The sequence below is a fragment of the Chthoniobacter flavus Ellin428 genome (assembly GCF_000173075.1).
Classification (GTDB): domain Bacteria; phylum Verrucomicrobiota; class Verrucomicrobiia; order Chthoniobacterales; family Chthoniobacteraceae; genus Chthoniobacter; species Chthoniobacter flavus.
In genome coordinates, this window is the sequence record NZ_ABVL01000034.1 from 17,257 (window position 1) to 44,179 (window position 26,923).

Consider the following 26,923-nt stretch of genomic DNA (forward strand, 5'->3'; position numbering starts at 1 on the left):
GAACCTCATCCGTTGCCGTAACCCGCCGCGCAGATCACCTGCTTCACGCCATCGCGCTGAGGCAAGCAAATGGCACAATCCGATGACCTCGCCACCTCCTCCCAGTCTCGATTGGTTCACGCTGACGATGGGCCTGTTCGGCGGGTTGGCCCTGTTTCTTTACGGTCTGGATCAGTTGTCCGAGGGACTGAAGCAGGCTGCCGGCAACAGTCTGAAGACGCTGCTTGCGCGGCTGACGTCCAACCGGTTCCTCGGCGCACTGACCGGCGCGGTCGTCACCGGCATTCTCAATTCCTCCTCAGTCACCTCCGTTCTCGTGGTGGGATTTGTCACCGCGGGCGTCATGTCGCTCGCGCAGTCGGTCGCGGTCATCATGGGTGCGAACATCGGCAGCACCGTGACCGCCCAACTGCTCGCCTTCAACCTGTCGGCCTATGCGCTTCTGCCGGTGGCCGTTGGTTTTTTCATGCTCTTCGCGGGCAAGCGCGCCACGCTGCGGTATTGGGGGATGATCGTGATGGGTCTTGGTCTTGTCTTCTACGGCATGGGCGTGATGAGCGAGGCCATGAAGCCGCTGCGTTCCCACGAACCATTTGTCCAGGCGCTGGCGCGGATGGAGAACCCTCTCCTCGGCATTCTGGGCGGAGCTCTGTTCACCGGCCTGGTCCAATCGTCGGCGGCGACCGTCGGCCTGGCCATCGCGCTGGCCGGCGAAGGGTTGCTGACGCTGCCTGCGGGAATCGCGCTGGCATTGGGCGCGAACATCGGCACGTGTGTGACGGCGCTGCTCGCCGCGCTCGGCAAGCCAGCCGAAGCGGTGCGAGCCGCGGCAGTGCATGTGGGGTTCAATGTGGTCGGGGTCATTGTCTGGCTCCCATTCATTGGTCTGCTGTCGCGGCTGGCCGTCGCGATCTCTCCGGAAAGCGCGGGACTCGGGGGCATGGAAAAGCTCGCCGCAGAAGTGCCGAGGCAAGTCGCGAACGCCAACACACTTTTCAACGTCATCAACACCTGCCTCTTCATCGGTTTCACCGGATGGTTCGCGCGCACGGCCACCAAGCTCGTGCCTTCGCGTGAAAAGGAGGAACCATCAGTCACTCCCAAGTTCCTCGACGCAGCGGCGCTTTCCGTGCCGGCAGTCGCCCTCGAACAAGTGCGACAGGAATTGGGACGGCTCGGCGGAATCGTGCGCACCATGCTGGTCGAACTACCGGAAGCGCTCACGCCGTTGTCGTCCGAGGCGTTGCCAGAGGTTGAACGACGCGCCAAAGATGCTGCGGAACTCGAAATCGCGATCCTCGATTTCTTGGGGCGCATTCGACAGGGAAATCTGACTCAAGACGAAAGCGACACCCACATATCGCTGATGACATCCGCGACGCATCTCCGGACGATCGCCGAAATCATCGGCGACGACCTTGTGGGTTTGGTCCGGACTGCCGCGGAAAAGCCTTCGCTTCAAATCGACCGCACAGCGATACGCGAGCTTTACGTGAAAGTGCAACGATCCGTCGATCTGGCCGTGCGCGTTGTGCATCAGGACGCTCCAGCCGCAGATACCGTGCTGGCCATGTCTCAGGGTGTCCGACAATGCGCCGACGAACTGATGTCCCGTCTCGCGACAAGCTTCAACGCGAGCAATCCGGACGGCCCCACCACACTGCGCCTGCAGACGAGCTTTGCGAATTCCCTCCGACAAATCTTTTCTCTGGCCAAGCGGATTGCCAAAAGCCTGCCCGCTCCTGAAACCATCGAAACCACCAACTCAAAACCAAAAAAGAACACCGAAAAATGAGCAATCTGGTCGTGTTGGGGTTCACCAATGAAGCGGACGCCTTTGAAAGGCGCGCCGCACTCGCCAGCCTCCAGAGTCGATACCTCATCGAAATGGAAGACGCCGTCGTCGTGACACGCGACCCGGGCGGAAAGGTGAAACCGTAGCACGACACGAACCGAACGAAACCGCAGCAAACGCATGAGTTCAACTATGAGCACAACGAATACCGATGACGTTACGAAATGGCACGCCATGGCCGCGGACGAGGTGGTGAAGCGGCTCACCACAGACATCGCAAAAGGACTGGATGCGGGCGAGGCTTCGAGCCGCCTGGCAAAGCACGGAGCCAACCGGTTGCCGGAAGGCAAGAAGCGTGGGCCGTTTGTGCGTTTGCTGTCGCAGTTCAACAGCGTCCTCGTTTACGTCCTGCTCGCTGCCGGCTTTACCAAGCTGATGATGAGCCTCTGGATCGACGGCTCCATCATTCTAGGTATCGTGGTGCTCAACGCGCTGCTCGGCTTTCTCCAGGAGGGCAAAGCCGAGAAAGCCCTCGACTCGATCCGCAACATGCTGTCCGCAGAGGCCCGGACGTTGCGTGGCGGCGAGACGCGCATGATCCCCGCGGAACAGATGGTGCCGGGCGACATCGTGCTGCTCGAGTCCGGCGACAAAGTGCCGGCGGACCTCCGCCTCATCGAGGTGAAAAACCTGCAGACGGAAGAAGCAGCGCTGACCGGCGAGTCAGTTCCTGCCGTGAAGTCTGCTGCACCCGTCTCCGCCAAGGCGACCGTCGGGGATCGCGAATGCATCGCCTTCTCCGGTACCATGGTCGTGGCAGGCCGCGCGACAGGGGTGGTTGTTGCGACCGGGAGCGAGACGGAACTGGGCCGCATCAATCAACTGCTGGCCGGCGTGAGCGCGCTCGAAACGCCGCTGTTGCTTCAGATCAAGAAGTTCGGTTATGCCATCACGGCCGTCATCGGTGTCGTGAGCGTCCTGATCTTTTCCTACGGGAGGTGGGTGAAGGGCATGGATTTCGTCCCACTCTTCCAGGCGGTTGTCGCCATCGCGGTGTCGGTCATTCCCGAGGGCCTGCCGGCGATCATCACGATTACCCTCGCGATCGGCGTGCAGCGCATGGCCCGGCGCAACGCCATCATCCGGCGCCTCCCGGCGGTCGAGACCTTGGGCTCGGTGTCGCGCATCTGCTCCGACAAGACGGGCACGCTCACGCTGATGGAAATGATGGTCGTGTCGGCCGTCACCCCGGACTCCCGTTATCAGATCAGCGGCAACGGCTACGCACCCGAGGGCGAGGTCAAGCAGGACGGGAAGGCGGCGGGCAGGGATCCCGTCCTCGATCTCCTGGGGCGTGCCTCCATGCTCTGCAACGACGCGGAGCTCTTTCAGAAGGAAGGCGTGTGGAAGGTGGAGGGCGACCCAACCGAAGGTGCGCTCTACCCTTTCGCGACCAAGCTCGGCTTGGACCGGCAGGCTGAACAAACTGCGTTTCCACGAACAGATGCAATCCCCTTCGAGTCGGAGCACCGCTTCATGGCGACGCTACATAAACCCAAAAGCGGCGCAGAGGTACTCTTCGTTAAGGGCGCTCCTGAGGTCATTCTGGAAAATTGCGACCGGACACAGACGAAGGACGGAAAGCAGGCGCCGATTGATCGCGGGAACTTCCTCAAGGCGTCCGACGAGCTCGCGGCGCAAGGCGAGCGCGTTTTGGCGCTGGCGTGGCTCGAAAATCCCGGTGTCAAAGCGGGCAGTCTTGGCCCGGCTGATCTCCCGAAGAACCTTGTCCTGCTCGGGTTGGTGGGTCTGCTGGATCCACCGCGCAAGGAAGCCATCGAGGCGGTGAAAGAATGCCACGGCGGCGCCATTCGGGTCACGATGATCACCGGTGACCACAAAATCACCGCCGCGGCTATCGCCAAGATGCTCGGGATCGGCGATGGGAAGACGGCGATCACGGGTGCCGAGATCGAGGAGATGGATACGGCCACGCTGCAGGAGCGGGTCCGTGACGTGGATGTCTTCGCGCGTTCGAGCCCCGAGCACAAGCTGCGCCTGGTGAAAGCGATCCAGGCGAACGGACAGATCGTGGCGATGACGGGCGACGGAGTGAACGACGCGCCGGCCCTAAAGAAGGCCAACATCGGCGTTGCGATGGGAATCAAGGGTACCGAGGTCACCAAGGAAGCCTCCGAAATGATCCTTGCGGACGACAACTTCGCCTCGATCACGGCGGCGGTGAAGGAAGGCCGCACGGTCTACAACAATATCGAGAAAGCGATCCTCTTCATGCTGCCGACCAACGTGGCCGAGGGCCTGGTCATCGCGGTAGCGATTGTTTTCGGTTTTACCATGCCGCTCACGGCGCCGCAGGTTCTGTGGATCAACATGGTGACCGCCGTCGCGCTGGCGCTGGTGATCGCCTTCGAGCCGCACGAACTTGACGTGATGAAACGCCGCCCGCGCGCGGTAAGTCGTCCGATCCTCACCGGATTCGGGGTTTGGCGTGTCGCCTTCGTCGGTTTGGCTCTCCTGGCGTACACCCTCGGGGCGTTTTTCTGGATGAAGTCGCAGGGCGCCTCGGATGCGCTGGCGCGGACGGTTGCGGTCAATGCGATCGCCTTCGGTCAGGTCTTTTACCTGCTCAACAGCCGCTACCTGCTGGATTCATCGTTTTCGATCAAGGCCCATCTCGACAACCAGTACGTGCCACTTGGCATCGGCGCCATCGTGGTTCTGCAACTCGTGTTCACGTACGCGCCACCGCTGCAGCGCGTGTTCGACAACGAAGCCATTCCGCTCAGCATCTGGCCCTGGATCCTCCTTGGCGGCCTGGTGTTCTTCCTAGTGGTGGAGGCGGAGAAGCTCATCATCCGTTCGTCAGCCTCAATGCGGAATGCCGTTTCTACGGTGGAGGCGGGAACGTAAACTCCACGAGCATTGTTGGTCCACATCCGAAGCGGCCGAATCCCGCCGACAAACCGCGAAACCATGAGCCACATCTCCTCATCCAGCGAAGAAGCGGACGCCGCGGAACTCGTGCTACCGCTCAGTGATCGCGCGCACTTGTTCAACGCGCCTCCCGCCGATCCGCTATCGCGTAGCCCGGCTGAGGTGCTTAGCATCTCGGGTGTCGAACATTTGCTCAACCTGCTGCACATGGACAAACAGCGGCAAAAGGCCCGCCAGCTCGTGCTCCTGCTGTCCCCGGAAAAGGCGTCTTCCGCGTCCGCCGAACAGATCACGCGCGCCCTCCATCGCCTGGCGGAACTGCGCATCGAGTGCGAGCATCGCGAACTGCGGGGGACCTACCGATCTGGTTGGAGAATGCTCGGTGTCGCGGTGATTCTGCTGGCCGTCTGCCTCGCGCTGGCGTCGATCTTCACGAGCCATCTTACCGAAGGTATGCGTCCGCTCACGCGCCAGACCTTCGAGTATGGCTTCGAAATCATTGGCTGGGTGCTGCTGTGGCATCCCATCGACGTGCTCGCATTCGCGCCGCTGGCGATTCGCGCCCGGATCGCCGCGCTTCAATCCCTCGTCGGCATGGAGGTCGTCATTCGCGCGGACAAGGTATGAAGACTCTCGTCGAGAACATCGCCAGGCGGTTGCTGGAAGCCTGGCGTTCCAACGAACGTCCGCGCCGTTGGCATACGCATCGCTGCCAGTGCGGGCAGCCTATTTTCTTTCGCAACAGCCAATGCCTGACGTGCGGCGCAGCGCTCGGATACGAACCCGATTGCACGGAGGTGCTCGCTTTGCTGCCCGGACCGGGCGAGGGCACATGGCTACTGACCGGCGAGAAGACCGCGTCGCGCACTTTCCGGCGCTGTGCCAACTTCGACTCACCCTGCGGTTGCAACTGGCTCGTGCCCGCCGAAGACGAGTTGCCCCACTGCGTATCCTGCCGGCTGAACCGCGCGATCCCGGACTTCGCCGACGCGGACAATCGGCGCTACTGGCGCGCCATCGAGAACGCGAAGCGGCGGCTCGTCGCGCAACTGCTCGCCATCGGGCTCCCCGTCAAATCGAAGGTCAGCGAAGATCCGGAGCGCGGCTTGATGTTCGACTTCCTGCGCTCGCCGCCGGGGGGGGCGCCCGTGACGACCGGCCATGGGCGCGGCGTGATCACGCTCGATGTCGAGGAGGCCGACGATGCCCTGCGGGAGAAAACCCGGCTGGCCCTGCACGAACCCTATCGCACGCTGCTCGGGCATTTCCGGCACGAGATCGGCCACTACTATTGGGATCGCCTGATCGCCGGCACCCCATGGCACGAGAAGTTTCGCGAACTGTTCGGAGACGAGCGCGCTGACTACGGCGCCGCGCTGCGGGCCAACTACGAGAGCGGACCTCCGCCCGACTGGCGCGAGCGGCACATCAGTTCCTACGCGTCCTGCCATCCGTGGGAGGACTGGGCGGAATCCTGGGCGCACTACCTGCACATCGTGGACAGCCTCGACACGGCGATGGGATTCGGCCTCAGCGGCGACGATATTGGCGCGGAGTCCCCGCTGTTTTCGATGGAGGACCTTTATGCGCCCGACGAGCCGGACGCCTGGCGCGTCCTTTCGCTGGTGAATTCCTGGATGGAACTGGTCACCGCCCTGAACGAACTGGCGCGCTGCATGGGGCACCAGGATTTTTACCCATTCGTGATGTCGCGCCCGGTGCTGCGCAAACTGCACTTCATTCAACTCGTGGTGAAAGGCGAACGGGCGGCTGCTGTGGGTGCGACCGGCGAGGAAGTCCTGAGGAGCGAGCGATGAACGCGTCCATGCCATCCGACGGGCCGCCCAACGCGCCATTCGTCTCGACGGGCCAGTTACCGTCTTCCGACTTGGTGAAGTCGTTGGTGGCCGAGGCGCACGCGCGCTTTAAGGCAAACAGCGATGGTGAAAATTCGCAGGTGTATCCCGCCCTGGCGCGAGTGTCGGGCGAACTGTTCGGCATCTGCGTCGCTGGCACCAGTGGCAACATCTATTCGGTGGGAGACGCGGAATACGAATTCTCGATCATGAGCGTGTCCAAGCCGTTCGTGTTCGCCCTGGTCTGCCAGCTTTTGGGTCCGGAAGAAGTCCGCCAAAAGCTGGGCGTGAATGCCACGGGGCTGCCGTTCAACTCGGTGGGCGCCGTCGAGCAGAGTGCAGACGGACGGACTAATCCGATGGTCAATGCGGGGGCGATCGCGGCCACGAGCCTCATTCCGGGTGAGACCATTGAGGCCAAATGGCGATTCATTCACGACGGGTTGTCGCGCTTTGCCGGCCGCACGCTTCCGCTCAACGAGGAGGTTTACGCTTCCGCGCGGGAAACGAACTCCCGCAACCAAGGCATCGCGCGACTGCTCCAGAGTTGTGGCCGCATTTACATGGACCCCACCGCGGCGACCGACCTTTACACCAAACAGTGTTCGCTGAACGTCAGCGCCAAAGATCTCGCGGTGATGGGCGCGACACTCGCCGACGGCGGGGTGAATCCGCTCACCAGAGATCGGATCGTTGACCCGGCCGTTTGCCACTACACGCTCGCAGTGATGGTGACCGCCGGGCTTTACGAAACCTCGGGCGACTGGCTCTACGACATTGGACTGCCGGGCAAGAGCGGGATCGGCGGCGGAATCGTCGCCGTCTCGCCGGGCAAGGGCGGACTCGGGATCTTCGCCCCGCCGCTCGATAAAGCGGGCAATAGCGTCAAGGGCCAGCTCGTGGCCAAATTCCTCTCCCAGCGGCTCGGCATGGACCTGTTCGTCTCGCAATCCGATCAATAACACGCACATGAACCTGGATATTTACGGCACACTCATGGCCGCTTCACTCGTCCTTTTGCTCGGAGGAAAACTCGTCGCATGGACGCCGCCACTGCGTGCCTACAGCATTCCAGAGCCGGTCGCCGGAGGATTGCTCGTCGCCCTCGCGGTCTTCGCCGCCCATGCATTCGCCGGTTACAACGTCAGCTTCGACACACGCATGCAGACGCCGCTGCTGCTGACCTTCTTTGCGTCCATCGGCCTCAACGCCGATCTCGCCAGCCTCAAGCTAGGCGGACGCAAGCTCGTCGTTTTTCTATGCGTCGTGCTCGGGCTGCTGTTCATGCAGGATCTCGTGGGAGTGGTGCTCGCGAGCGTCCTTGGTTTCCAGCCGCACGTCGGATTACTCGCCGGCTCGATCGCGCTCTCCGGCGGCCACGGCACCGGGGCGGCGTGGGGCGCGTTGTTTGTCGAACGCCACGGCGTTCACTACGCGATCGAGATCGCGATGGCGTGCGCGACATTCGGCCTCGTCCTCGGCGGCATCGTCGGCGGCCCGGTCGCGAAGTTCCTCGTCGGTCGTGTGCCGAAGCCCGCGGGCTGGGACGACGCAAAAGACGAACCGACCATCTTCGAGCATCCCGGCGAGGACCGCCGGATCACCGCGCCCGCCGTGATCGAAACGATTGCGCTCGTCGCCGTGAGTCTGCTTTGCGGCAACGCCCTCTCCGGCTGGCTCCGCGGCAGCGCGCTGGAATTGCCGGCCTTCGTCTGCGCGCTCTTTGTCGGCGTGTTGCTGCGCAACGGCCTCCAGGCGCTCGGCTGCTATTCGGTCTTCGACCGCGCCGTGTCGGTGCTGGGCAACGTCGCGCTGTCGCTCTTTCTCGCCATGGCGCTGATGACGCTCCGCATCTGGGACCTCTCCGCGCTTGCCCTGCCCATGCTCCTGCTGCTCGCCGCGCAGACGGCGCTGATGGTGAGCTATGCGATCTTCGTCACCTTCCGCATCATGGGAAAAAACTACGACGCCGCCGTGATCGCCGCCGGCCACTGCGGCTTCGGGCTCGGCGCCACACCCACCGCCATCGCAAACATGCAGGCTGTCACCGACCGCTACGGCCCCTCGCGACTCGCCTTCCTCATCGTGCCGCTGGTCGGCGCGTTCTTTATCGACATCGCAAACGCCCTGATCATCAAACTGTTCCTCGCCCTTCCGCATCTCCAGTAATCTCCCCCGACATGAGCGAGAATTCAAAAGATCAAGATGCACCGCCGTCCGAGCGGCTGATACGGCCGGTCAAGGCCTTCACGAAACTCGAAGCCGCGGGCGGCATTCTGCTGATGGCCTGCACGATCGTCGCGCTCGTGCGGGCGAATTCGCCGTGGGCTGCGAGCTACTTTCACCTGTGGCCCGTCAACGTGACGTTTGACTTCAGGGGCGCGCAGCTTTCCGAGGAGCTGCACTACTGGATCAACGACAATGATCCGAAGCACTCGGCTACTAAACAGCAACGTGACTGAAAGGATTCAGATCTCTTATGCGTAAAGTGTTGCTGTTATCTGCGTTGCTCTTGCTCGGTCTTATCGGCTCGCAGTTCTTGCCAGGATTGATAGGGCCAGCATACGCCACTGTCGCCGATTGCGTCCGGATACCGACCATGGCTGGTCTCGCCTTCATCATGATCCATGTCGGCTACGAATTCGACATCGACCAATCCAATCTTAAGCAATACGGCTGGGACTACTTCGTCGCTTTCACGACAGCAAGTTTTCCTTGGGTCTTTGTAACGCTCTATTTCGTCTTTGTCCTTCTTCCTCCGGGCACTTGGGGAACGCTAGCAGCGTGGAACGAAATGCTTCTAGCAGGAAAATTCGCGGCGCCAACTGCGACGGGTGTTCTGTTTTCGATGCTTGCTGCGGCCGGGCTCAGCGCGACGTGGTTGTACCGAAAGGCTCGTGTCCTCGCGATCTTCGATGACCTTGATACCGTAATGCTGATGATCCCGATCAAGCTACTCATGATTGGCACGGCGCGGCAACTGGAAGTGATCGTTGTGGGAATGGTGGCCATGCTTGCAGTTGCCTACGTCTGCATGCACAAGATTCGCATCCCGGTAACCTGGCCGTGGGTTCTCGGATACGCTGTGGGTATCTCCGGAATCAGCGAGGTAATCTATCAGGGCTCCAAGCTGATGGACGAATCGGTTCCGATTCACATCGAGGTGCTGCTCCCTGCATTCGTCCTCGGCTGCGTTATCGCCTACCCGAAATCGGCCGCCAAAGATGGAGCTGTAACGAGTGATAGTCACCATGGTTATCCGGAGCTTGAGACGCCGTCCGAACGGCGCGTTGCCGCGGTCGTTGCCGCCGTCTTCATGGTTCTGGTTGGACTGTCGATGCCGCTGATTACAAGCGGCGACTCAGGCGGCCAGGGCGGCGCGATGGCCAAAGCGATCGAACCCACATTTCATGGGGGCGGTTCTCCGGCGGCCGTATCCGCTGCGGCCGGAATTGGCGCTGCCCAGCAAATTGGCCGGATCACCGCAGCCCAACCCCCAATGGGTTGGGGCCTCATCGCCCTGCACGTCCTGGTCATCACCGTGATCTCAAACCTCGGCAAGATGTTCCCCGCAGTGTGCTATCGAAAGGAGGCGCATTGGCGTGAGCGGCTGGCCCTGGCCATCGGCATGTGGCCTCGCGGAGAGGTCGGCGCAGGCGTGCTCATCATCTCACTAAGCTATGGCATCGGCGGGCCGATTGTGACTATCGCCATGTTGAGCCTTGCGCTTAACTTGTTACTGACCGGTGTGTTTATCTACACGATCAAGCGACTCACGCAGCCGCTCCCAGCTTATGGCTGAAGGCAATAGGGCGCGCCTTTCTCATGTGAAGAAGAGGTATCAGTTCGTTGCGATCGCCGCAGCGCTTGGCCTCGCTGGCTGCGCGCAATACGCCAGCGTTCGGGAGACACGGCCGCGGTTTCGGCCCGAGCGCGCCGCGCTTGAGGCGCTGGTGTCGGTCGAGCAGTCCATCGTCAAGGCGGCGCAGAAGCAGAAGCGCGAGCCGAAAGCGGCGATGGGCGAGCTGCTCACGGCGGCGGAAGCGGCGGAGCGGCAGCTCGCGCGCAATCCTAACGACGCGGCGGCGCGCGACGCTTACAACTTTGCGGTCGCCCGCGTCATCGGCACGATCAAACAGGCGAAGCTCGACCCGTGGTCCCAGCCGCTGCGCGTGCCGGCGACGGGTGGCGAATTCGTGCTCACGCACCAGCCCGATCCTCGCCCTCAGTGGAACCCCGCGCTTTACGACTTCACGCCCGCCGACCAGTTCGACATCGGTGGCACCTTTGTCACCGAGAAGGTCCGCAAGGAGGGCGTCGGCGCGCCGCTCGTCGCCATCGGGCGTGAAGAGAGAAATGACGCGCGAAAGGAGTTCACTGTTTCGCGCACTTACTACGGCGTCACTGGGCTCATCCGCTTCGAGAGCCGGCGCGCGGTGATCAGCTTCGAGGATCCGCTCGCGAGCGAGCGCGTCACTCTCGGTGGGCACGGCTTCCCGCTCGCGGCAGATTATACCGCCCCGCTCGCGGTGATGCTGGCGAGGATGAACCTGAAGAAGATGGATCTCGCGCGGCTGCTGTGGCCGGAGAAACACGCCGAGACGGCACGCATCGCGCGGCTCCAGCCTTACGACCCGAACAAGACGGTCGTGCTCGTGGTCCACGGGCTGATGGATACGCCGGCGACGTGGGCACCGATGATCGATCACCTGCGCGGCGACGAGGAGATCCGCCGCCATTACCAGTTCTGGTTTTACAGCTACCCAAGCGGTTACCCGTATCCCTACTCGGCGTCGATCCTCCGGCACGAGCTCGACGCGGTCCAGCAGCGCTTCCCGATGCGGAGAAAGATGGTCGTCATCGGTCACAGCATGGGCGGCTGCATCAGCCGGCTGCTCCTCACCGATACCGGCGACAAGCTCTGGATGGAGGCTTTCAAAAAGCCGCCGGAGCAGGTGGCGATGTCGCCGGAGCACAAGAAGCTCTTCACCGACGCGCTCATTTTCCGCCACCGGCCGGAAGTGGGCCGTGTCATCTTCATCTGCGCGCCCCTGCGCGGCAGCCACCTCGCGATCAACTGGGTGGGGCGCATCGGCTCGATGCTCGTGCGTGCGCCGACGACCTTGCTCAAGGCGGGCACCGAAGTGCTGACCGACGTCGAGTTCGAGCCCGACGAACTGAGGCTGAAACGCATCCCGAATAGCGTGGATACGCTCGCGCCGAACAACCGCTTCGTGAGAGCGATCCAGACTTTCCCGCTCACGCCAGGCATCCCGTATCACGTCATCTGCGGCGACCGCGGCAAGGGCGGGAACAAAGACCGCACCAAGCCGGAAATGTCCGACGGTATCGTGCCATACTGGAGCAGCCACATGGAGGGCGCGCAGAGCGAATTGATCGTCCCGTCGGGCCACAACGCACATCAGAATCCGCAGGCCATCGCGGAAGTGCGCCGCATTCTCAAGCTGCACGCGAACCGATGAACGGAGGCCGACGTTTGCTCTTCATTCCTGCACACAACGACGATAACCGGAGGATCAAATTCCATGAGCGCACAATTGCTGGCTGACATTTTGGCGACCATTTCGCACACGCGCTTTCATGCGGAAGCGCGGCTGCTCACGTGGCACCCGCGAGGATTGCTCGACGATGCGCTCGCGGATGAAGTTGTCGATTTGGCCGAGTCGGAAACCTTCTCCGAAGCAGACCCATTTCGCTGCTTCACGGACTTCAGCGGGCTGACGGAGATCCGATTGAAAATCGGACACGTTTTCCGAATTGCTGAGCAGCGGCACGGCGCGCATGAGCCGATGAAGTCTGCTTTCTTTGCTGACACGGTCGTGGGCTTCGGCATCGCCCACCTGTATGTGGAGCTGATGAAGGGTGCGTTCATCGAAGTACGCGCCTTTCGCGAACGCTCCGCGGCGGCGGAGTGGCTCGGTGTGCCGGTGGAGATTCTCCAGCCGGAGCTGTAGCCAGATCAATGACCCCGGCTACAGCTACCAGCCTCCGAGAGAGCGCGATTTGCCAGCGGGAAAAAGCCTGCACCGGCAGCGGTGGTGGCGCCGGTGCCGGAAGCGCCGGTTCGCACTTAGCGTAGCTCCTGCTTTCCGAACGGGGATGTTTTCGCTAGAAGCGTTCCATGCCCCCGCTCTTCATCCGGATCTTCGTGGATACCTGGTATAACCTCCTGCCGGCGCCGTGGGTGCAGATCGCCGTGATGCTCATGTCGGTCCTGTGCGGTGGCATTGTGGGAGGCGAGCGTCAACGTCGGGAAAAACCAGCGGGCCTGCGGACCCTGATGATGGTGTGCCTCGGTTCGGCGCTATTTACGACGACTGGCTTTGCCTTCACTTCCTCCACCGGGGATTCCGGTCGCGTCGCCGCGCAGATCGTCACCGGCATTGGCTTCCTCGGCGCGGGGGTGATTTTGCATGGGCGCGGCTCGATCAGCGGGACGACAACGGCGGCGACGATTTGGGTTACGGCCGCGATCGGCATGCTGGTCGCCACGGGCTACGCCTGCGCGGCGCTGGGCGTAAGCATCCTCATCCGCGTTATGCTGCTGGCGGTGAGGAAGTTCGAGGTGCACCGTTACGGCGGAATGAAGGCGGTCGGTGTCGAGGTGGATTTCGCGCCCGATGGCGGCAAGACCCGGGTCCGTATCGAGCGAGTGCTGGTCGGATTTGAAGGCGCCGCGATCACGACGCAATGGGCTTCATCATCCGAAGAGTGCGAGCGACTCTCTCTCCAGCTCCATTTGCCCCAGCATCATCTCCACGAGTTGCTCGGGGAAATCGCCGATATCTCAGAAGTGATTCGCATTGAGCGGACGTCTTACGCAGACGCGAGCCCGTAGTGTAAAATTTGTGAGGCAGGTCCCGGCATCCGTGCGGGAGAGGGACGGGCCAAAGACTGGTGCGAACCTGGCTGGAGGAATTTCTCGCTCCCAAGTGAATAATCCTTGCGTAAGTCATTGGTTGCCACGATCTATACGCGCGGCTTCGGGCAGCAGGTTTCAGGCGAGATATGGGACGGTTTGACGCAATTCTGGAGGGGACAGAGAAACGAAAATGTAATTATCAAGGAAATCGCGACTATTTTTTTTGAAAAACATGACATCGAACTTGCTTAGCAAGGGTTCCTTATTACTGTCCGCAGTCGCGTTTTTCCCCACAATCCATGTCTTTCCATCGTTTCGTCCCGCACCCCGGTTTTTCCTTATTTGCGGGTGTTCTCTTGGGGATATACGTAAATTTACTGAGTAGTCCGGTTCGGGCTTCGTCCTTGGACGAAAATAGCACGCTTCATCTGCCCAATCGGCCCCAGCCGGCGGCGATGGCCAAGCACGCTTCGGAGCGCCGTGCCGGGTTGCATTTTCATTCCACGGCATCGGCCACGCCCGATTCCCTGATCCGCGCGAAACCCGGTCCGTGGGGCGATCTCGAGTACTACACCGCCTATCTCGAGGCGACGACCGCGCAGTTGAAGAGCACAGAACTGGCGACCTACGACACGGAATGGAATTTCGTGGGCTACACCGATGATCAGGTAACGAAGCTTTTCCAGAGCACCGAAATGCCGGCGACCGTTCGCGCCGAACTGCTCGATCCCGCCAAGTGGCGCCACCGCGACAAAATGATCACCGTGGTCCCGAGCAATGAAGCGCTGCTCGGGATTACCCCGGAAGCGCGGGTCGCGATCTACAGCGTGCTCACCCAGTGGGAGGAAGACACTTATCATCACGAGCCGGTGCTCATCTCCGCGCACAGCGTGCGCGAGTGGCTGGAGCATGCGGATCTGCCCGATGACGTGGTGGCGGCGATTGAAAAGACCTCGTATCACCGCGGCAAGAATCTCGTCTTCGCGGATACCCCTCTCGTTCTGCGCATGGTGCAGACCGAAGATGAACGCCTCAAGATTCGCAAGGCCCTGACCCGCACGCCCACCCTCGTGGTGAGCTTGCGCGTGACGCCGGAAACCGATGTCGCCGCGATCGCGGATTACTGGGGCAGCGCCACGCCCTCCAAGGACATGCTGCCGTTCCTCGAGTCGATCGTGGACAACGGCGTGTCGCGCTCGGTGGACATCAACCATCTGTTGCCGCCGCTGCCGCGACGGCTGCTCTATACATTCCCCAATGCGGAGTTCGGTCGCACGGGTTACTATCCGGACTGCCATTGGTCCTCGCTAAATTTCCGCAACTCCGAGCCGCTCGAACGCCTCGCCGATCCGCCGCTGGCTACCGCCTACGTGCTGCAGAACTACACGAAAGTGCAGGGTCCTTACCAGTACGGCGACGTGGTCTTTTTCATGGACGGTGCTTCCGGTAATGCCATCCACTCCTGTGTGTATCTGGCCGACGATCTCGTTTACACGAAGAATGGCCGTTCACCGACCCAGCCGTGGGTGATCATGAAGCTGGACGAAGTGGTAAATTACTACGGGATGTTCTACAACACGCAGCTCGCGTGCTATCGGCACAACGTCGAGTAACGGCGTCAACTTTCGATCTGCCTCAAGACACCGCGAGCCGCGCGAGTGCCGGTGGCAAAGCAGCCTTGTAGCAGATAGCCGCCGGTCGGTGCTTCCCAGTCGATCATTTCCCCAGCGAGGAAGATTCCGGGCAGGCGCTTGAGCATGAGGAATTCGTCGAGTTCGCTCCACCGCACGCCGCCGGCGGAGGAGATGGCTTCGGCGAGGGGCCGCGGGCCGGTGAGGGGGATGGGGCACTGTTTGGCGATTGCGGCGAGTGATTCGGCGGAGCGGAGATCGGTGCTTCCAGCGCCGAAGACGAGCACGGAGTGGGCCGCGTCGGTGAGGCGCCAGCGCTGTTTGGCTTCGGCGAGGAAATTGCACCGGATCGGGCCGAGTTTGGCGACGAGTTGAGCGACGGTGTTGGCTGGTTTGAGATCGATCGAAAGCCGGGGCGACGCGAGCGCGCGCAGAGCCGGACCGAGTTGGTAGATCGTGCCGCCTTCGAGGCCGTAGCGGGTGATCATGAGTTCGCCGCGCGCTTCGGTTTCGCCGACTCGAACGACGATATTTTTCAATGGCTGACCTTCTGCTGCGGCGAGCAATTCCGAAGGCCACGCGACCTCCCAGCCACAATTCGCCGCCGCGAAGGGCGCGATCTCGACGCCGAACTCGCGAAGGATGGACATCCACGCGCCATCCGAGCCGGTCTCCGGCCAGGAGCCGCCGCCGAGCGCGAGGATGACGAAGTCCGCTTCGTAATTCTTCGTGGCGTCCTCGACCTGAAAATCTAATTGGTATCGTTCACCGCGGCGCAGCCCGCACCAGCGGTGATACATTTCGAAATGCACACCGAGCTGGCGCAGGCGTTGCACCCAGCGGCGGAGCAGCGGTGCGCCCTTGAGCGCGCGGGGATACACGCGCCCGGTCGAGGCGGCAAAGGTCTCCACGCCGAGCTCTCCCGCCCAGGTACGCAGAGCTTCCGCATCGAAATCAGTGATCAGCGAAGTCCATTGGTCGCGGGGACCGGAGTAGCGCGCGATGAATTCCTCCCGCGGTTCGTCATGCGTGAGGTTCAGGCCACCGCGTCCCGCGACGAGAAACTTCCGGCCGACCGAGGGCTTGCCATCGAAAAGCGTGACCTGCGCGCCGCCGCCCGCCGCGACTTCCGCGGCGCGCAAGCCAGCCGGTCCGCCGCCGATGATCGCGATGTGCATACGGGGAACGAAACAGAGCCGTGCCCCCGCGTGCAATGCCCAAAGAAGCGGCGTCGTCCCTCCCTACTTCTTCTCGGCGCCTCTGCGGCCTCCGCATTCTCTGCGTTTCAATGGGCTTGGCATTGGTTCCGATCTCTCTCCGCAGAAGGAACGCGCAGAGTGGCCAGCGACGTCGCAGGTCGAAAAGCGGCTATCAACTCTCAACTCTCAACTATCAACTCAGTTTGGAACCTGCATTCGCGACTTGCCACTCTGGCCGTGCGCGTTTCACATCGTCGCCGGCTGCGCGCTCGTTGCGCGGCGCATTCCACCCCTATGAAACTTCTCTCCCTTTTCTCCGCGTGTCTTTTATTCGCCGGTTCCGCGTTGTTCGCCGCGGATGCCATTCCCGACGACGTGATCTTCGAACCCGGCGTCGAGTATGCCGTGGCCGGTGGTGAACATCTGCAGGTCGATGTCGCGCGGCCGAAAAATGGCGACGGGCCGTTTCCCGCGGTGGTGTGTATTCACGGCGGCGGTTTCCGCGCTGGCAAACGCGAAGGCTACGACAAGCTGTGCGTGACGCTCGCGCAGAAGGGCTATGTGGCCATCACCGTCACCTATCGTCTCGCGCCGGCGTTCAAGTTTCCGGCCGCGGTGCAGGATTGCAAAGCGTCGGTGCGCTGGCTGCGGGCGAACGCTGCCAAGTATCACGTCGATCCCAAGCGTATCGGCGTCACCGGCGGTTCCGCCGGCGGACATCTTGCGCAATTTCTCGGCAATACGAATGGGGTGAAGGAGTTCGAGGGCGACAGCGGCAATCTCGATCAATCGAGCGACGTCGCGTGCGTCGTGAATTTTTATGGGCCGAGTGACTTCACCAAATCCTACGGCAAGAGCGTGGACGCCGCGGAGGTGTTGCCGCTGTGGCTCGGCGGAAATCTGGAGACCGCGCTCAAGGAGCACATCCGCGCCAGCCCCCTCAACTGGGTGACGCCCGACGCCGTGCCGACGCTGATCTGCCACGGCACCGAGGACAAATACGTGAACTACGAGCAGGCCGGCTGGATGGTCGATCGTCTCAAGTCCTGCGGCGTGGAAGTGGAACTGCTCACGCTTCAGGGCGCCGGTCACGGCTTCAAAGGCGCGGACGCGGACAAGGCGCAGGAAGCGCTGTTGGACTTCTTCAATAAGCATCTCCACCCGCGGACGAAATAGACGGGGACACGCCGTCCAAAGCAGCACTGGAGGGCACCGCTCCGGTGCCTGGGCTGTTTGTTGGAATGCAAGCGTCCTGCAAGGAGAGCGCGAAGCGCCCCTAAAAGGCCCGTCATCCTGAATAAAGTGTCCCGGGGGCGAAGGTGGGCGGGACACGCAGCGAAGGACCTCTGATCTCCGTGGGCGAAGGCGGAGGAAAAATGGACGCGTAGTCACGCGTAAGTGGAGGAAGCTCCGCGCGAAAACCCACAGAGATCAGAGGTCCTTCGGCTCCGCCCATGATTCCCCGCTTCGCTCAGGATGACGGGCTTTTTTTGGAGCCGCTTCGCGGGGCGCCTCCACACATTCCCAACAGTCGCGGCTTAGCGCGGATGCGCCGCGACTTTGGCGTTTAAATCACCCGGTCCAGCAACGCCTCGCCTTTTTCAAAACGACGGAGGTTGGTGAGGAAGTGCGCGGCGAGGCGGTGCCACTCATCGTGATGGCCGCCGGCGGCGTGCGGGGTGATGTAGCAATTCGGCGCGCTCCATAGCGGATGTTCCGGCGGCAGCGGCTCCGGATCAGTCACATCAAGATAAGCGGCTCCCAGGCGGCCGGAGTGCAGCGCAGCGAGGAGAGCTTCCTCATCCACCGTCGTGCCCCGGCCCACGTTGTAGAAGACCGCCCCGGGCTTCATTGCGTTGAGGCGATCGGCATTCACAAAACCGACCGTCGCCGGATTATCCGGCAGGATGTTGACCACGTGGTCCGCCGTGGCCAAGGCCTCGGCGAGCTGGTCTTCCGTGATGACGGTGACGTTTTCATTTCCCGCCGGGCGGCGTCGTACGGCGGTGACTTTCACCCGGAATGGTGACAGCATTTCCGCGAGCCGCTGTCCGATGGCGCCAAAGCCGAGCAAGACAACGTGCTGCCCAAGCAGCAGGCGCGTCGCCGCGCGACGTTCGTGGGTGGGCCACGCGCGGCTGGTGCGCTGCGTGTCGAGCGATTGCGGCAACTGTCGCGCCTGCGCGAAGATGAACGCCATCACGTGCTCGGCGCAGGGCTCGTCGTAGACCAGTGAGCTATTCGTCAGCACCGAGCCGCGTTCGCCGAAACTCTGGCGAAAGGCAGCGCCATCATAGCGCGTGTAGCCGGCGGTGGTGAGATGGATCCAGCGCAACTTCGGGCATTGCAGGGCCAGCTCCGGGTCCGGTTGACCCAGGGCGATATCCGCCTCCTGCAGACTCGGATCCGCTTCGGCTTTGACCAGGTTCGAGACCGCGAGCTGCGCCGAGAAGATCAGCCGATGCGGTTTCACGCCTTCAATGAGTTCGGCGCGCACCGCCTCGGGAAACTTCGCGTTGGTCCAGATGGTGAACATGGTTACTTCACCTGGCCGGATTTCAAATAGGCCGCGATGTCCGCCACGGTCTGGGCGGTGAGGCCGAGCACTTCCGGCGGGAACATCAGCGATTTATCCATCTTGGTCACCGACTTGATTTTCTCTTCGTCGATTTCCTGCCGCTGACCACCCACACACTTCACGATCGTGGGATCGCCGGTGGTCAGGACGATGCCGTCGATGATCAGGCCATCCTTGGTTTCGATGCGCGTGCCTTCGTAGCCGTGCGAGATTTCCTTGGACGGATGCAGGATGGAATCGACGATCACTTCGCGCGGCTGGGTCTTGCCGAACTGGGTGAGTTCCGGGCCGAAGTCCGCGCCCTGCTTGCCCACCTTGTGGCAGGTCAGGCACACCGTCATCGCAGCCTGTCCGCGCTGCGGGTCGCCGGTGAGGGCGAGCACTTCTTCATTCGTCGGCGGCTTCGGTGCGTCCGCGGGCACCTCGGGTGTGGGTGTGGCGACGAGCGGCTTTTCCTTCAGCAGCCCATGCTGACGCATGAGCTTGGTCAGGCCGTACTGGCGCCAATTGTTGCCACGGCGGCTGTTCAGCCACCAGAGGACGTTTTCCTTCAGCGGGAAATTGTCCGCGCCGGCGATATCGATCATCGCCTGGGGTGCGTCGGGCGATTGCACGAAGGCGAGGGCGTCCATGGCCAGCTTGCGCTGCGCCTCGGAAAGCTTGTCGTCGAGCGCGCGGGTCTTGAGATCCGCGACTTCCGCCGGCACGTGCAACCGCCAGGCCAGCCAGGCGAAAGCGTCCGACCACTTTTCCGCCGGTCCACCAAGCACTTTGCTGATCGCGTCATACACTTCGGTTTCCTTGCCGCTGGCGCCGGTGCCAAACGCTTCGAGATAGGTGCGATCCTTGCCGTCGAATTTCTGGGCGATCTTCACCAGCAGATCGCGGCTTTGCTCGGCGGGCACATCGCGCAGGCTCAGCGCGACTTCGCGTCGGACCGCCGCGGATTTGTCGTTCACCATCTTTGCATCCATGGCCAGCACGTCCACATTCGCGCGCTTCAGCGCGCGATAGGCGACGAGCCGCGTGGTGTCATTCTTCGAATCGAGCAACGGCTTCACCTTGGCCACGCCGGCCGGCCCCATTTGCGCGAGCAACCAGATGGCGCGCGCGGCGATGTAGGGATTCTCGTCCTTGAGCAGCGCGGCCACGGCGGGCACGGCCTTTTCGCCCTGCGCCTTGAGGCGCTCGAAGCCGCTGTAGCGCACGTTCACTGCCGGGCTCTTCAACGCGGTGATCTGGCCGGCCGTGGTGTTGAGATCGAACTTCGGAATCTTCGGCTTAAAGCCCTTCGGCGCGATGCGATAGATTGTGCCGGACATGGTATTGTCCAACGTCGCGTGGCCGCCGACGCGCGCGTCAAACCAGTCGGCCACATAGATGGCGCCATCCGGCCCCACGCAGACGTCTGCAGGGCGGAAGAGGGTCGGCAGTTCGCTGGTCACGCTGCTGGTGCCGCCGAGAAAGTCCGAGCCGGCGAATTTCTTTTCCTTGTTCGAGGTGAGGAAATCGAACCGATCGAGCTTGAAGCCCGCGCCTTGCGGTTTCGGGAAATAGCCGAAGACGACGTTACGTCCCGCTTCGCAGGCGAGCAGCAAGCCCGGCCACTTTTTGCCGAGCGCGCCGTTTTCGTAGAAGGCCACGCCGGTGGGTGCGCCGCCGCCGTAGACATCGCCCGAAGGCATGGTGCCCGGATCTTCCTGGCGCCACTCCGCCGTCGGGATGTCTTGGCCGGGCCGCTTGTCCGCGCCCCAGGCGCGCTTGCCATCGGCCGAGGCAAAGCCGGCGTTGCCGTAGAGCAGCAGCGGCGTCACGCGGCAGGCGGGCGGATCGTCGTTGTCGCTCTGGTAGATGTCGCCGAGCGAATTGACCGCCTGTTCGTAGCTGTTGCGATAGTTGTTGCCGATGATCTCGACATTCGAGCCGTCGGGATTCATGCGCGCGGTGAAGCCGCCGATCCAGACGTGGCCGTCGTCGCTTTTCTCTCCGGCGATCTTGGTCGAGTCGGCGACCTGCGCCGTTTCCTTGCCGTGGCTGTAGGGGCTGCCGATGCGAAAGGTCTTGCCCGATTTATCGGTGAATTGCGCGCCGGTATTCCCCTGGTTGAAATAAAAGAGACCGTCTGGACCCGCGGTGACCGAGTGCAGGCTGTGATCGTGGTTGCGTCCGTTGAAGCCGGAGAGAAGCACCTCGCGCTTGTCCACCGAGGTATCGAAAACGTGGTCGCCCTTGTCATCGGTGAAGACGAGGAGATTCGGGGGCTGGGAGACGATGACCTTGTCGTCGATCACCGCAATGCCGAGCGGCGCGACGAGATCCGGGTCCTGCACGAAGACGGTGCTCTTGTCGGCCTTGCCCGCGCCGGTGGTGTCCTCGAGCACCACGATCTTGTCGCCGCCGGGTTGGCGATTGGACTTGCTGCGATAATCCACGCCTTCGGCCACCCACACGCGCCCGTCTTTATCGATGTCGATATTCGTCGGGTTGTGGAGCAGGGGAGTCGTCGCCCACACCGTCACTTCCAAGCCTTCGGGCACAGCGAAAAGATTTGCCGGAACGATCGTCGGCGCCGGTGTTTTCGCCACCGTAGCGGCGGGCTTCGCGGGAGCGGCCTCGTTCTTTGGAGCCGGTGTCGCCGGGGCCGCCGGCGTCTTGGCATCCGCTCCCCGGACAATTCCCGGAGAAACTGGCAGGACGACGATGCTGGCAGTGAGGAGATACGCGATAGTGCGGGACAGAGGCGATATGGAACTCATGGAAGAACGGGTAGGAATTAGCTCGCCCACACCGCTGACGGCAGCAGTTGAGGGAAGGGGGATTTTCCACGGCCCGCCGCTCGCGTCCAGTGCGGATCACGACCTCTGCGTTTCAACCGTCTCTTTAAGGATGAAGACGCTTCAGAAAGTCGTGCACGCCGGGATCCGGTGCGGGCTTGCTGGAGAGGATCTTTTCCTCCTGCACGGCCTTTTCCCGTTCTTCGTCCAGCCGCTGCTTTTTCCTCTGCAGCGCCAGGTCGATGCCGATCAAAAGAAGGATCAGCGCAATGACCGAGGTGATGGCGAAGGCTTTCACGGAGAGCAAGATATCACGGAGCCCGCGGCGTGCGAGCGCCTGTGGCCGGACGCGATATCTATCTCGATGAACCGTATTTGCGCGCGATGTCCATGGCCTGCTCCTGGGGCGTCGGGGTGCGGCGCGGGGCTACGGGGACGATCGCCGTCGCGCCCGGCGCGGCAGGAGCATTCTGCGCGGTGGCGCCCGGCGCCGGGGGATATTTGTAGGGATAAAGGAAGCGCGCCATGCCCGGGCCGTTCATGATTTCCATGCCCACCGGCAGGTTGGTGATGTCGTGCGCAATATCGCTGGTGTCGCGGATCATCATCTGGGCAAAGACCCAGTGATCGGTGTCCCAAGTGAAGACGTATTCGTACCGCGAGAAGCCGACAAAGGTCAGATAGCCGAGGATGGGATTGAAAGGATCGTCGCGCTGTTGGATGTAGGTCGAAACCTCCGACACCGTCTCACCCGTGTGCAAGGTGCGCGGCAGCTTTTTCGCCATGTCGTCGAGAGAGGTCTTGGGATCTGGCTTGTCGTGGAACGAATTGCGTATGGAGCTTCCGATCCACGCACCGAGCGGTGTCGTGGAGAGATACCAGCCGCCGGCGCAAAGCAAAATCAGGATGATGAAAGTGGAGAGCTTCATGACAGATCAGGCCGCAGTGTCTTGACGAGCGACCTCATCGCGCCCGCACGAGGTGGTCGCGGGACGGCGAAGAGATGGTATGGAACTCAGCTTGCAGGACGATTTCATTTCCTTCCGGAAGACACTCCGTTGGTTGCTTTTTTTAACCCCCAACTCGTGCTGACTAAAGAATAAATCGAGAGTGACGGAGTACGTAGTTTCAGCGGGACGCGTGCCGCGATGGGAAAATTTCCCGGCGGGAAAGGTTTATCCATTTGCCGCTGCGTACGCGTTGGCGTTTAATCGGAGAAAATGTTTTCCGTCACGATCCTTGGCAGCGGCAGCGCGGGCAATTGCGCCCTGGTGGAAACACCCCAGGCGCGGCTGCTGGTCGATGGCGGTCTGAGCGCGCGGCAGATCGTCCTGCGACTCGCCAAGTGTGGGGTGAACCCGGTGGAGATCGATGGCGTTTTGCTCACGCACGAGCACGGCGACCATTCCGGGGCGCTGGAGGTGTGGTGCAAACAATTCGCCACGCCGATCTATTGCAACCGGCTCACTGCCGAGGTGTTGCAGCGCGAGTCTTCCCCGCAGTCGCGCAAGGATTGGAAGCTTTTCGTCACGGGCAGCGCGTTTTCGATCAAGGACATCACGGTGGAAACCTTTCCCGTGCCCCACGATGCGGTCGAACCGGTGGGGTTTGTCTTGCATCATGGTAACGAAGCGCTGGGCGTGCTCACGGATCTCGGCGTGGCGACGAAACTCGTGCAGGAGCGCGTGCGCGCGGCACAGACGCTCCTCATCGAGACGAATCACGATGAGAAACTGCTGCAGAACGACACCAAGCGGCCGTGGAGTGTGAAGCAGCGGATCATGTCGCGCCACGGGCATCTCTCGAATGCGGCGGCGGCGGAAGTGGTCGCGGAATTGCTGGCCGGTGGCCGGTTGCGCCGGGCGGTGCTCGGGCACTTGAGCCGGGATTGCAACAGCCCGGAACTGGCTGTGGGCACGGTCCGCGAACGGCTCGATGCGGCGGGTGGCAACGCGGTCGAAGTGATCTGTGCGGCGCAGCGCGAGATCAGTGCGCGGATGGCGGTGGCAGGGATGTGCGCAGCGTAATCCCGTAGTCCGTGGCGAGGGAGCGGAGTTTACCGCCGTCGATTTCCTCGGGTTCCGCGCCGGGGTGAAAATAAATTTCCGTCAGACCGTCGGGGAGACACTCGAGAGACGAGGTCAGAATCTGCGTCGTCATTTTCCCGGTGTCCCGCAAGCCGAAGATGCGATCGTTGAAGGCGATGCCGTGACGCTGGAGTCCGGGCTGAGCGGCGCGGCTCAATTGGCGAAAGATGGCCGGCAGCAAACTCGACGACGGTGGGTATTCGCGGACGAGTCGCGTGGCGCGAAAACCGTACTCCAGCGCGATGGGCAAGGTGAGCCGCAGCACCGTGGGATGCAGATGCAAATGGGTATGACCATCCCAGTAAGTCGGCGCGAGACCGAACGCGCGAAAGCGCTCGAACTGCGCGCGAATCTCGCACTGCAGCGACTCGGCGAGCGAGGAACGAAAAGCGTAGCGTAGCCCGGCTCGCGCGGGTGACGTGACGAATCGACCGGCGGCATCCGTAATCGCCGAGATGGCGGAGGCGCGTCCATCGCAGAGCGTGAGGTGCAAGCCGACGCACAGCGCCGGATGACGTTGCGCGATGCGCACTGCTTCCTCCGCGTGCGACTCGTGAACCATGAGGCCGGCCTGGGTAAGAAAGCCCGCTTCATGGCAGCGCTCGATAGCTTCGTTGACTTCGTGGCTGCGGCCGAAGTCGTCGCCGGTGACGATGAGTTGTTTCAATTTGTGCGTGGCCCGGGCAAGCTCCGGTGTCGCGATGACGATTTGCACTTTCTTCCCAGCATTGCACAAGCCATGAGCGTGCCGGAACCCGGCTGGCACGCGTGGTTGCTCGTGGTGCCGTTGACGAGTGCGATCTATGATGTGCTCGTGGATGGCGCCCTGGCGCGATGGATGAGTGAGCCGGTCGCGGCGGGTGAGATTCCGCCGGAACCGGTCACGTTTTTCCGTCCGTTGAAGCGCGGAGTGCCGCGCTTGCGTGAGAAGCTGGAGATGCTGGTGCAGTCGAGCTTGGTGGAGGATCAGGTATTGCTCGGCGTCGATCCTGAATCCGAGGAAGAAACGATCGGCCAGGAGGTGCGCCGTGCTTTTCCGAAGCGGGACATCGTCGTAGTGCGGTGCCAGCCCGGGCGCGCGATGAATCCCAAGATCTCCAAGCTCGTGCAGATGGCGCCGCTGGCCCGCCACGCGTCGTGGTTGTTGAGTGACAGTGAGATGATTTTGTCGCGCGAATTTCTTGGAGCGCTGCGCGCCGAATGGCAGGTGGAGAAGGTCGCCGCGCTGACCACGGCGTATCGGTTTGTGAACTCCCAATCCTGGCCGCAGCGCTGCGATGCCCTGGGAGTGTTGCTCGGACTCTGGCCGGGTATTTCGCTCGTGCGCCGCTATGGGCAGGTGAATTTCACGCTGGGCGCCTGCACGCTATTTCAGCGAGCGGCTCTGCAGGCGATCGGCGGCTGGTCGGCTTTCGGCAATGAACTGGCGGAAGACCAGCGTTTGGGCGAGGCGCTGGTGCGAAATGGGCAACGCGTCCGCCTCAGCCGCCAGGTGTCCACGCTCGATTGCGATACGCTGTCGTGGCGCGACTACTGGCGGCATCAGCGTCGCGTAGCGGTGACGTATCGCGCGGCGAATCCGGCGGGGTTCGCGGGGATGCTGCTGACGTTCGGCCCGGTGTGGAGCGTGGCGTGCGTGCTGATGGTTTCGACCGAGGAATGGATGACCGGGCGATGGATGCCGGAGCGCTGGATTCTGGCTGCGGCTGTGGTGGCCATCGTCATGCGCGGATGGATCGTCCATCGCGCCGCCCGGCTGCTGCAATTTTCCGTGCCGGCGATGCCTGTGGTTCTGAGCATCGCCAGCGTGGTGGAAGCTGCGTGCTGGCTGCTGAGTTGGTTCACCCGCCGCGTCTGGTGGAGCGGACGCTGGTGGCGAGTCGGCTTGCGCGGCACGCTTTCGCCGGCGATCAGCGACGCGGCGCGACCGGAATCGGCATCGTAGCCGGCTCGGGGGCCTCGGATGTCTCTTCCACGTCGGCCGATTCCTGCCCCGAGCGTTGCCGCCCGCGGCAGATGCTGCAACGCCACGAGCGCCGCTGGTCGCGTTGATGAAGAAAGAGCCAAACGAATCCCCAAAGCCCGAAGGTCAGCATCGTGGCGAGCCGATGTTTACGATGATCGATGCCGCGTCTGGTGAACCGGCGTGTCTGCCCGCACCGCCTGCAATAAAACGAGGTGGAATGGCGAATCATGATGAGCGTGAATGAGGCCGCAGACATTCGCGCTCCCGCCGTGGAGATCAATTCACGGAATGTGAAATTGCGATGACGAAGGAGGAGAGGAAAGGCAGAACATCCAACATCCAACGCTCAACATCCAACACCCAATGACGCAAGCGTGATGCGGCGTCGCTTCTGCCTGTTGGATGTTGGATGTTGGTCCAAAGGACTTCCGTCACCCTTCCAGCGCGAGCTGATGTTCGATTTCCTTGAGCCGATGCTCGGCGTTGGCCGCGTGGCGCGTGCCGGGCATGCTTTCGACGATCTGCATGAGCAACGCGCGGGCACTGCGCGCGTCGTGCTGGAATTTCCAGTACACATCGACGAGTCGGGCGCTGAGGAAGGCCGCGTCATCGGGAGTCCATTCGCGCTGCAGCGCCTCCTCCAGCATGCTCTGGGCGCCGGCCACGTCGTCCAGATGCTCGCAGGAAATCTTGGCGATCTCGCTGTAGGAGAGCGTGTCGTTTGGATCGTTTTGCAGCATCTGCCGATACTCCTCGACGGCCGTCGCGTAATCGCCGCGGGCCAGCGCGGCCTGGGCGGAAGAGTGCGGATCCTTTTCGATTTCCTGGTTGGGCTGAAAGAAGAAGTTGCCCACGGCATCGCCGATCCGCGGCATGACCATGACCACTACGATGATTGCCGCCGAGCCGCCGATGAGGATGAACCCGGCGAAAAGCAGCACCACCTTGCTGGGATCGATATCGGGGTTGGCCTTGGCCAGCCGGGCCTCGTGGAAAAGCACGAAAGCGAGGTAGGCGAGACCGAGAAACAGAAGCAGGCGGGGGAGTGCGCGCATAGAGTTCGGGGGGGCCGGGCAGGTAGCGTAGGCGCAATACCCTGCCCTGACAAGCTATCAACGCACCCCTGTTCCCGCCCGGATGTGCGAATCGTTTGAAAAAGCGCTTGTCAACCGCGCCCACCGCGACAGATTCTCCCGCCA

At 62.4% G+C, this 26,923-nt stretch carries 23 protein-coding genes; 16 read left to right on the top strand and 7 right to left on the bottom strand.

The window, feature by feature from the left end; translation table 11 throughout:
- Positions 1-82: 82 nt before the first annotated feature.
- From CFE428DRAFT_RS29605 to CFE428DRAFT_RS29660, 13 genes are all read left to right on the top strand, one after another.
- The gene (locus CFE428DRAFT_RS29605; RefSeq protein ID WP_006983405.1) at positions 83-1,795 is read left to right on the top strand and encodes a Na/Pi cotransporter family protein; all 1,713 of its coding nucleotides are present in this window, start codon (positions 83-85) and stop codon (positions 1,793-1,795) included.
- Positions 1,792-1,941 (top strand): hypothetical protein, encoded by a 150-nt coding sequence (locus tag CFE428DRAFT_RS37995; protein WP_006983406.1) that lies wholly within the window; start codon positions 1,792-1,794, stop codon positions 1,939-1,941. Before CFE428DRAFT_RS29605 ends, CFE428DRAFT_RS37995 begins: the two co-directional genes overlap by 4 nt.
- 34 nt (positions 1,942-1,975) lie before the next feature.
- Complete coding sequence (locus tag CFE428DRAFT_RS29610) at positions 1,976-4,726, top strand: HAD-IC family P-type ATPase (RefSeq protein ID WP_006983407.1); 2,751 nt, start codon at positions 1,976-1,978, stop codon at positions 4,724-4,726.
- A 63-nt stretch (positions 4,727-4,789) separates the two neighbouring features.
- Complete coding sequence (locus CFE428DRAFT_RS29615; RefSeq protein WP_006983408.1) at positions 4,790-5,377, top strand: hypothetical protein; 588 nt, start codon at positions 4,790-4,792, stop codon at positions 5,375-5,377.
- Positions 5,374-6,567 carry a zinc-binding metallopeptidase family protein gene (locus CFE428DRAFT_RS29620; protein ID WP_006983409.1) on the top strand — a complete coding sequence of 398 codons (1,194 nt, stop codon included), beginning with the start codon at positions 5,374-5,376 and terminating at the stop codon, positions 6,565-6,567. Before CFE428DRAFT_RS29615 ends, CFE428DRAFT_RS29620 begins: the two co-directional genes overlap by 4 nt.
- An 8-nt stretch (positions 6,568-6,575) precedes the next feature.
- Complete coding sequence (glsA, locus tag CFE428DRAFT_RS29625; RefSeq protein ID WP_042726086.1) at positions 6,576-7,568, top strand: glutaminase A; 993 nt, start codon at positions 6,576-6,578, stop codon at positions 7,566-7,568.
- A gap of 7 nt (positions 7,569-7,575) precedes the next feature.
- Positions 7,576-8,775 carry a sodium/glutamate symporter gene (gene gltS / locus CFE428DRAFT_RS29630; protein ID WP_006983411.1) on the top strand — a complete coding sequence of 400 codons (1,200 nt, stop codon included), beginning with the start codon at positions 7,576-7,578 and terminating at the stop codon, positions 8,773-8,775.
- Positions 8,776-8,786: 11 nt separating this feature from the next.
- Complete coding sequence (locus tag CFE428DRAFT_RS29635) at positions 8,787-9,068, top strand: Na+/H+ antiporter NhaA (RefSeq protein ID WP_006983412.1); 282 nt, start codon at positions 8,787-8,789, stop codon at positions 9,066-9,068.
- 17 nt (positions 9,069-9,085) lie between these two features.
- On the top strand, positions 9,086-10,408 hold the full coding sequence (locus tag CFE428DRAFT_RS39315; RefSeq protein ID WP_006983413.1) for a hypothetical protein: 1,323 nt from the start codon (positions 9,086-9,088) through the stop codon (positions 10,406-10,408).
- On the top strand, positions 10,401-12,089 hold the full coding sequence (locus CFE428DRAFT_RS29645; protein WP_006983414.1) for an esterase/lipase family protein: 1,689 nt from the start codon (positions 10,401-10,403) through the stop codon (positions 12,087-12,089). Before CFE428DRAFT_RS39315 ends, CFE428DRAFT_RS29645 begins: the two co-directional genes overlap by 8 nt.
- Positions 12,090-12,152: 63 nt before the next feature.
- On the top strand, positions 12,153-12,581 hold the full coding sequence (locus CFE428DRAFT_RS29650; protein WP_006983415.1) for a hypothetical protein: 429 nt from the start codon (positions 12,153-12,155) through the stop codon (positions 12,579-12,581).
- 167 nt (positions 12,582-12,748) lie between these two features.
- Positions 12,749-13,465, top strand: coding sequence for an MgtC/SapB family protein (locus CFE428DRAFT_RS34730; RefSeq protein WP_006983416.1), 717 nt, complete (start codon positions 12,749-12,751; stop codon positions 13,463-13,465).
- Positions 13,466-13,944: 479 nt separating this feature from the next.
- Entirely contained in the window at positions 13,945-15,102 is a 1,158-nt protein-coding gene (locus tag CFE428DRAFT_RS29660; RefSeq protein WP_006983417.1) for a hypothetical protein, read from the top strand.
- 5 nt (positions 15,103-15,107) lie between these two features.
- Here the strand turns inward: CFE428DRAFT_RS29660 and CFE428DRAFT_RS29665 are convergent, their stop codons facing one another.
- Entirely contained in the window at positions 15,108-16,298 is a 1,191-nt protein-coding gene (locus CFE428DRAFT_RS29665) for a TIGR03862 family flavoprotein (RefSeq protein WP_006983418.1), read from the bottom strand.
- Between the two features lie 315 nt (positions 16,299-16,613).
- Between CFE428DRAFT_RS29665 and CFE428DRAFT_RS29670 the strand changes: the two genes are divergently transcribed.
- Positions 16,614-17,495 carry an alpha/beta hydrolase gene (locus CFE428DRAFT_RS29670; RefSeq protein WP_006983419.1) on the top strand — a complete coding sequence of 294 codons (882 nt, stop codon included), beginning with the start codon at positions 16,614-16,616 and terminating at the stop codon, positions 17,493-17,495.
- Between the two features lie 391 nt (positions 17,496-17,886).
- Here CFE428DRAFT_RS29670 and CFE428DRAFT_RS29675 read toward each other — a convergent pair whose 3' ends face one another.
- From CFE428DRAFT_RS29675 to CFE428DRAFT_RS29690, 4 genes are all read right to left on the bottom strand, one after another.
- Positions 17,887-18,855 (bottom strand): D-2-hydroxyacid dehydrogenase, encoded by a 969-nt coding sequence (locus CFE428DRAFT_RS29675; protein WP_006983420.1) that lies wholly within the window; start codon positions 18,853-18,855, stop codon positions 17,887-17,889.
- 2 nt (positions 18,856-18,857) lie between these two features.
- Positions 18,858-21,653, bottom strand: a complete 2,796-nt coding sequence (locus CFE428DRAFT_RS29680) for a PVC-type heme-binding CxxCH protein (RefSeq protein ID WP_006983421.1) — start codon at positions 21,651-21,653, stop codon at positions 18,858-18,860.
- Between the two features lie 124 nt (positions 21,654-21,777).
- The gene (locus CFE428DRAFT_RS29685; RefSeq protein WP_006983422.1) at positions 21,778-21,969 is read right to left on the bottom strand and encodes a hypothetical protein; all 192 of its coding nucleotides are present in this window, start codon (positions 21,967-21,969) and stop codon (positions 21,778-21,780) included.
- Between the two features lie 58 nt (positions 21,970-22,027).
- Entirely contained in the window at positions 22,028-22,600 is a 573-nt protein-coding gene (locus tag CFE428DRAFT_RS29690; protein WP_006983423.1) for a hypothetical protein, read from the bottom strand.
- A 291-nt stretch (positions 22,601-22,891) separates the two neighbouring features.
- Here CFE428DRAFT_RS29690 and CFE428DRAFT_RS29695 point away from each other — a divergent pair, with 291 nt between their 5' ends.
- Positions 22,892-23,698: an MBL fold metallo-hydrolase gene (locus tag CFE428DRAFT_RS29695; protein ID WP_006983424.1), complete on the top strand. Its 807-nt coding sequence runs from the start codon at positions 22,892-22,894 to the stop codon at positions 23,696-23,698.
- On the opposite strand, the gene hpnK is transcribed toward CFE428DRAFT_RS29695, so the two are convergent.
- A complete protein-coding gene (gene hpnK / locus CFE428DRAFT_RS29700) occupies positions 23,658-24,473 on the bottom strand; it encodes a hopanoid biosynthesis-associated protein HpnK (RefSeq protein WP_006983425.1) in 816 nt (271 codons plus the stop codon). The two genes, CFE428DRAFT_RS29695 and hpnK, sit on opposite strands and share 41 nt — an antisense overlap.
- Positions 24,474-24,497: 24 nt before the next feature.
- On the opposite strand from hpnK, the gene CFE428DRAFT_RS29705 reads away from it, so the two are divergent.
- Complete coding sequence (locus CFE428DRAFT_RS29705) at positions 24,498-25,703, top strand: glycosyltransferase family 2 protein (RefSeq protein WP_006983426.1); 1,206 nt, start codon at positions 24,498-24,500, stop codon at positions 25,701-25,703.
- Positions 25,704-26,155: 452 nt separating this feature from the next.
- On the opposite strand, the gene CFE428DRAFT_RS29715 is transcribed toward CFE428DRAFT_RS29705, so the two are convergent.
- Entirely contained in the window at positions 26,156-26,779 is a 624-nt protein-coding gene (locus tag CFE428DRAFT_RS29715; RefSeq protein WP_006983427.1) for a tetratricopeptide repeat protein, read from the bottom strand.
- Between the last annotated feature and the right edge of the window lie 144 nt (positions 26,780-26,923).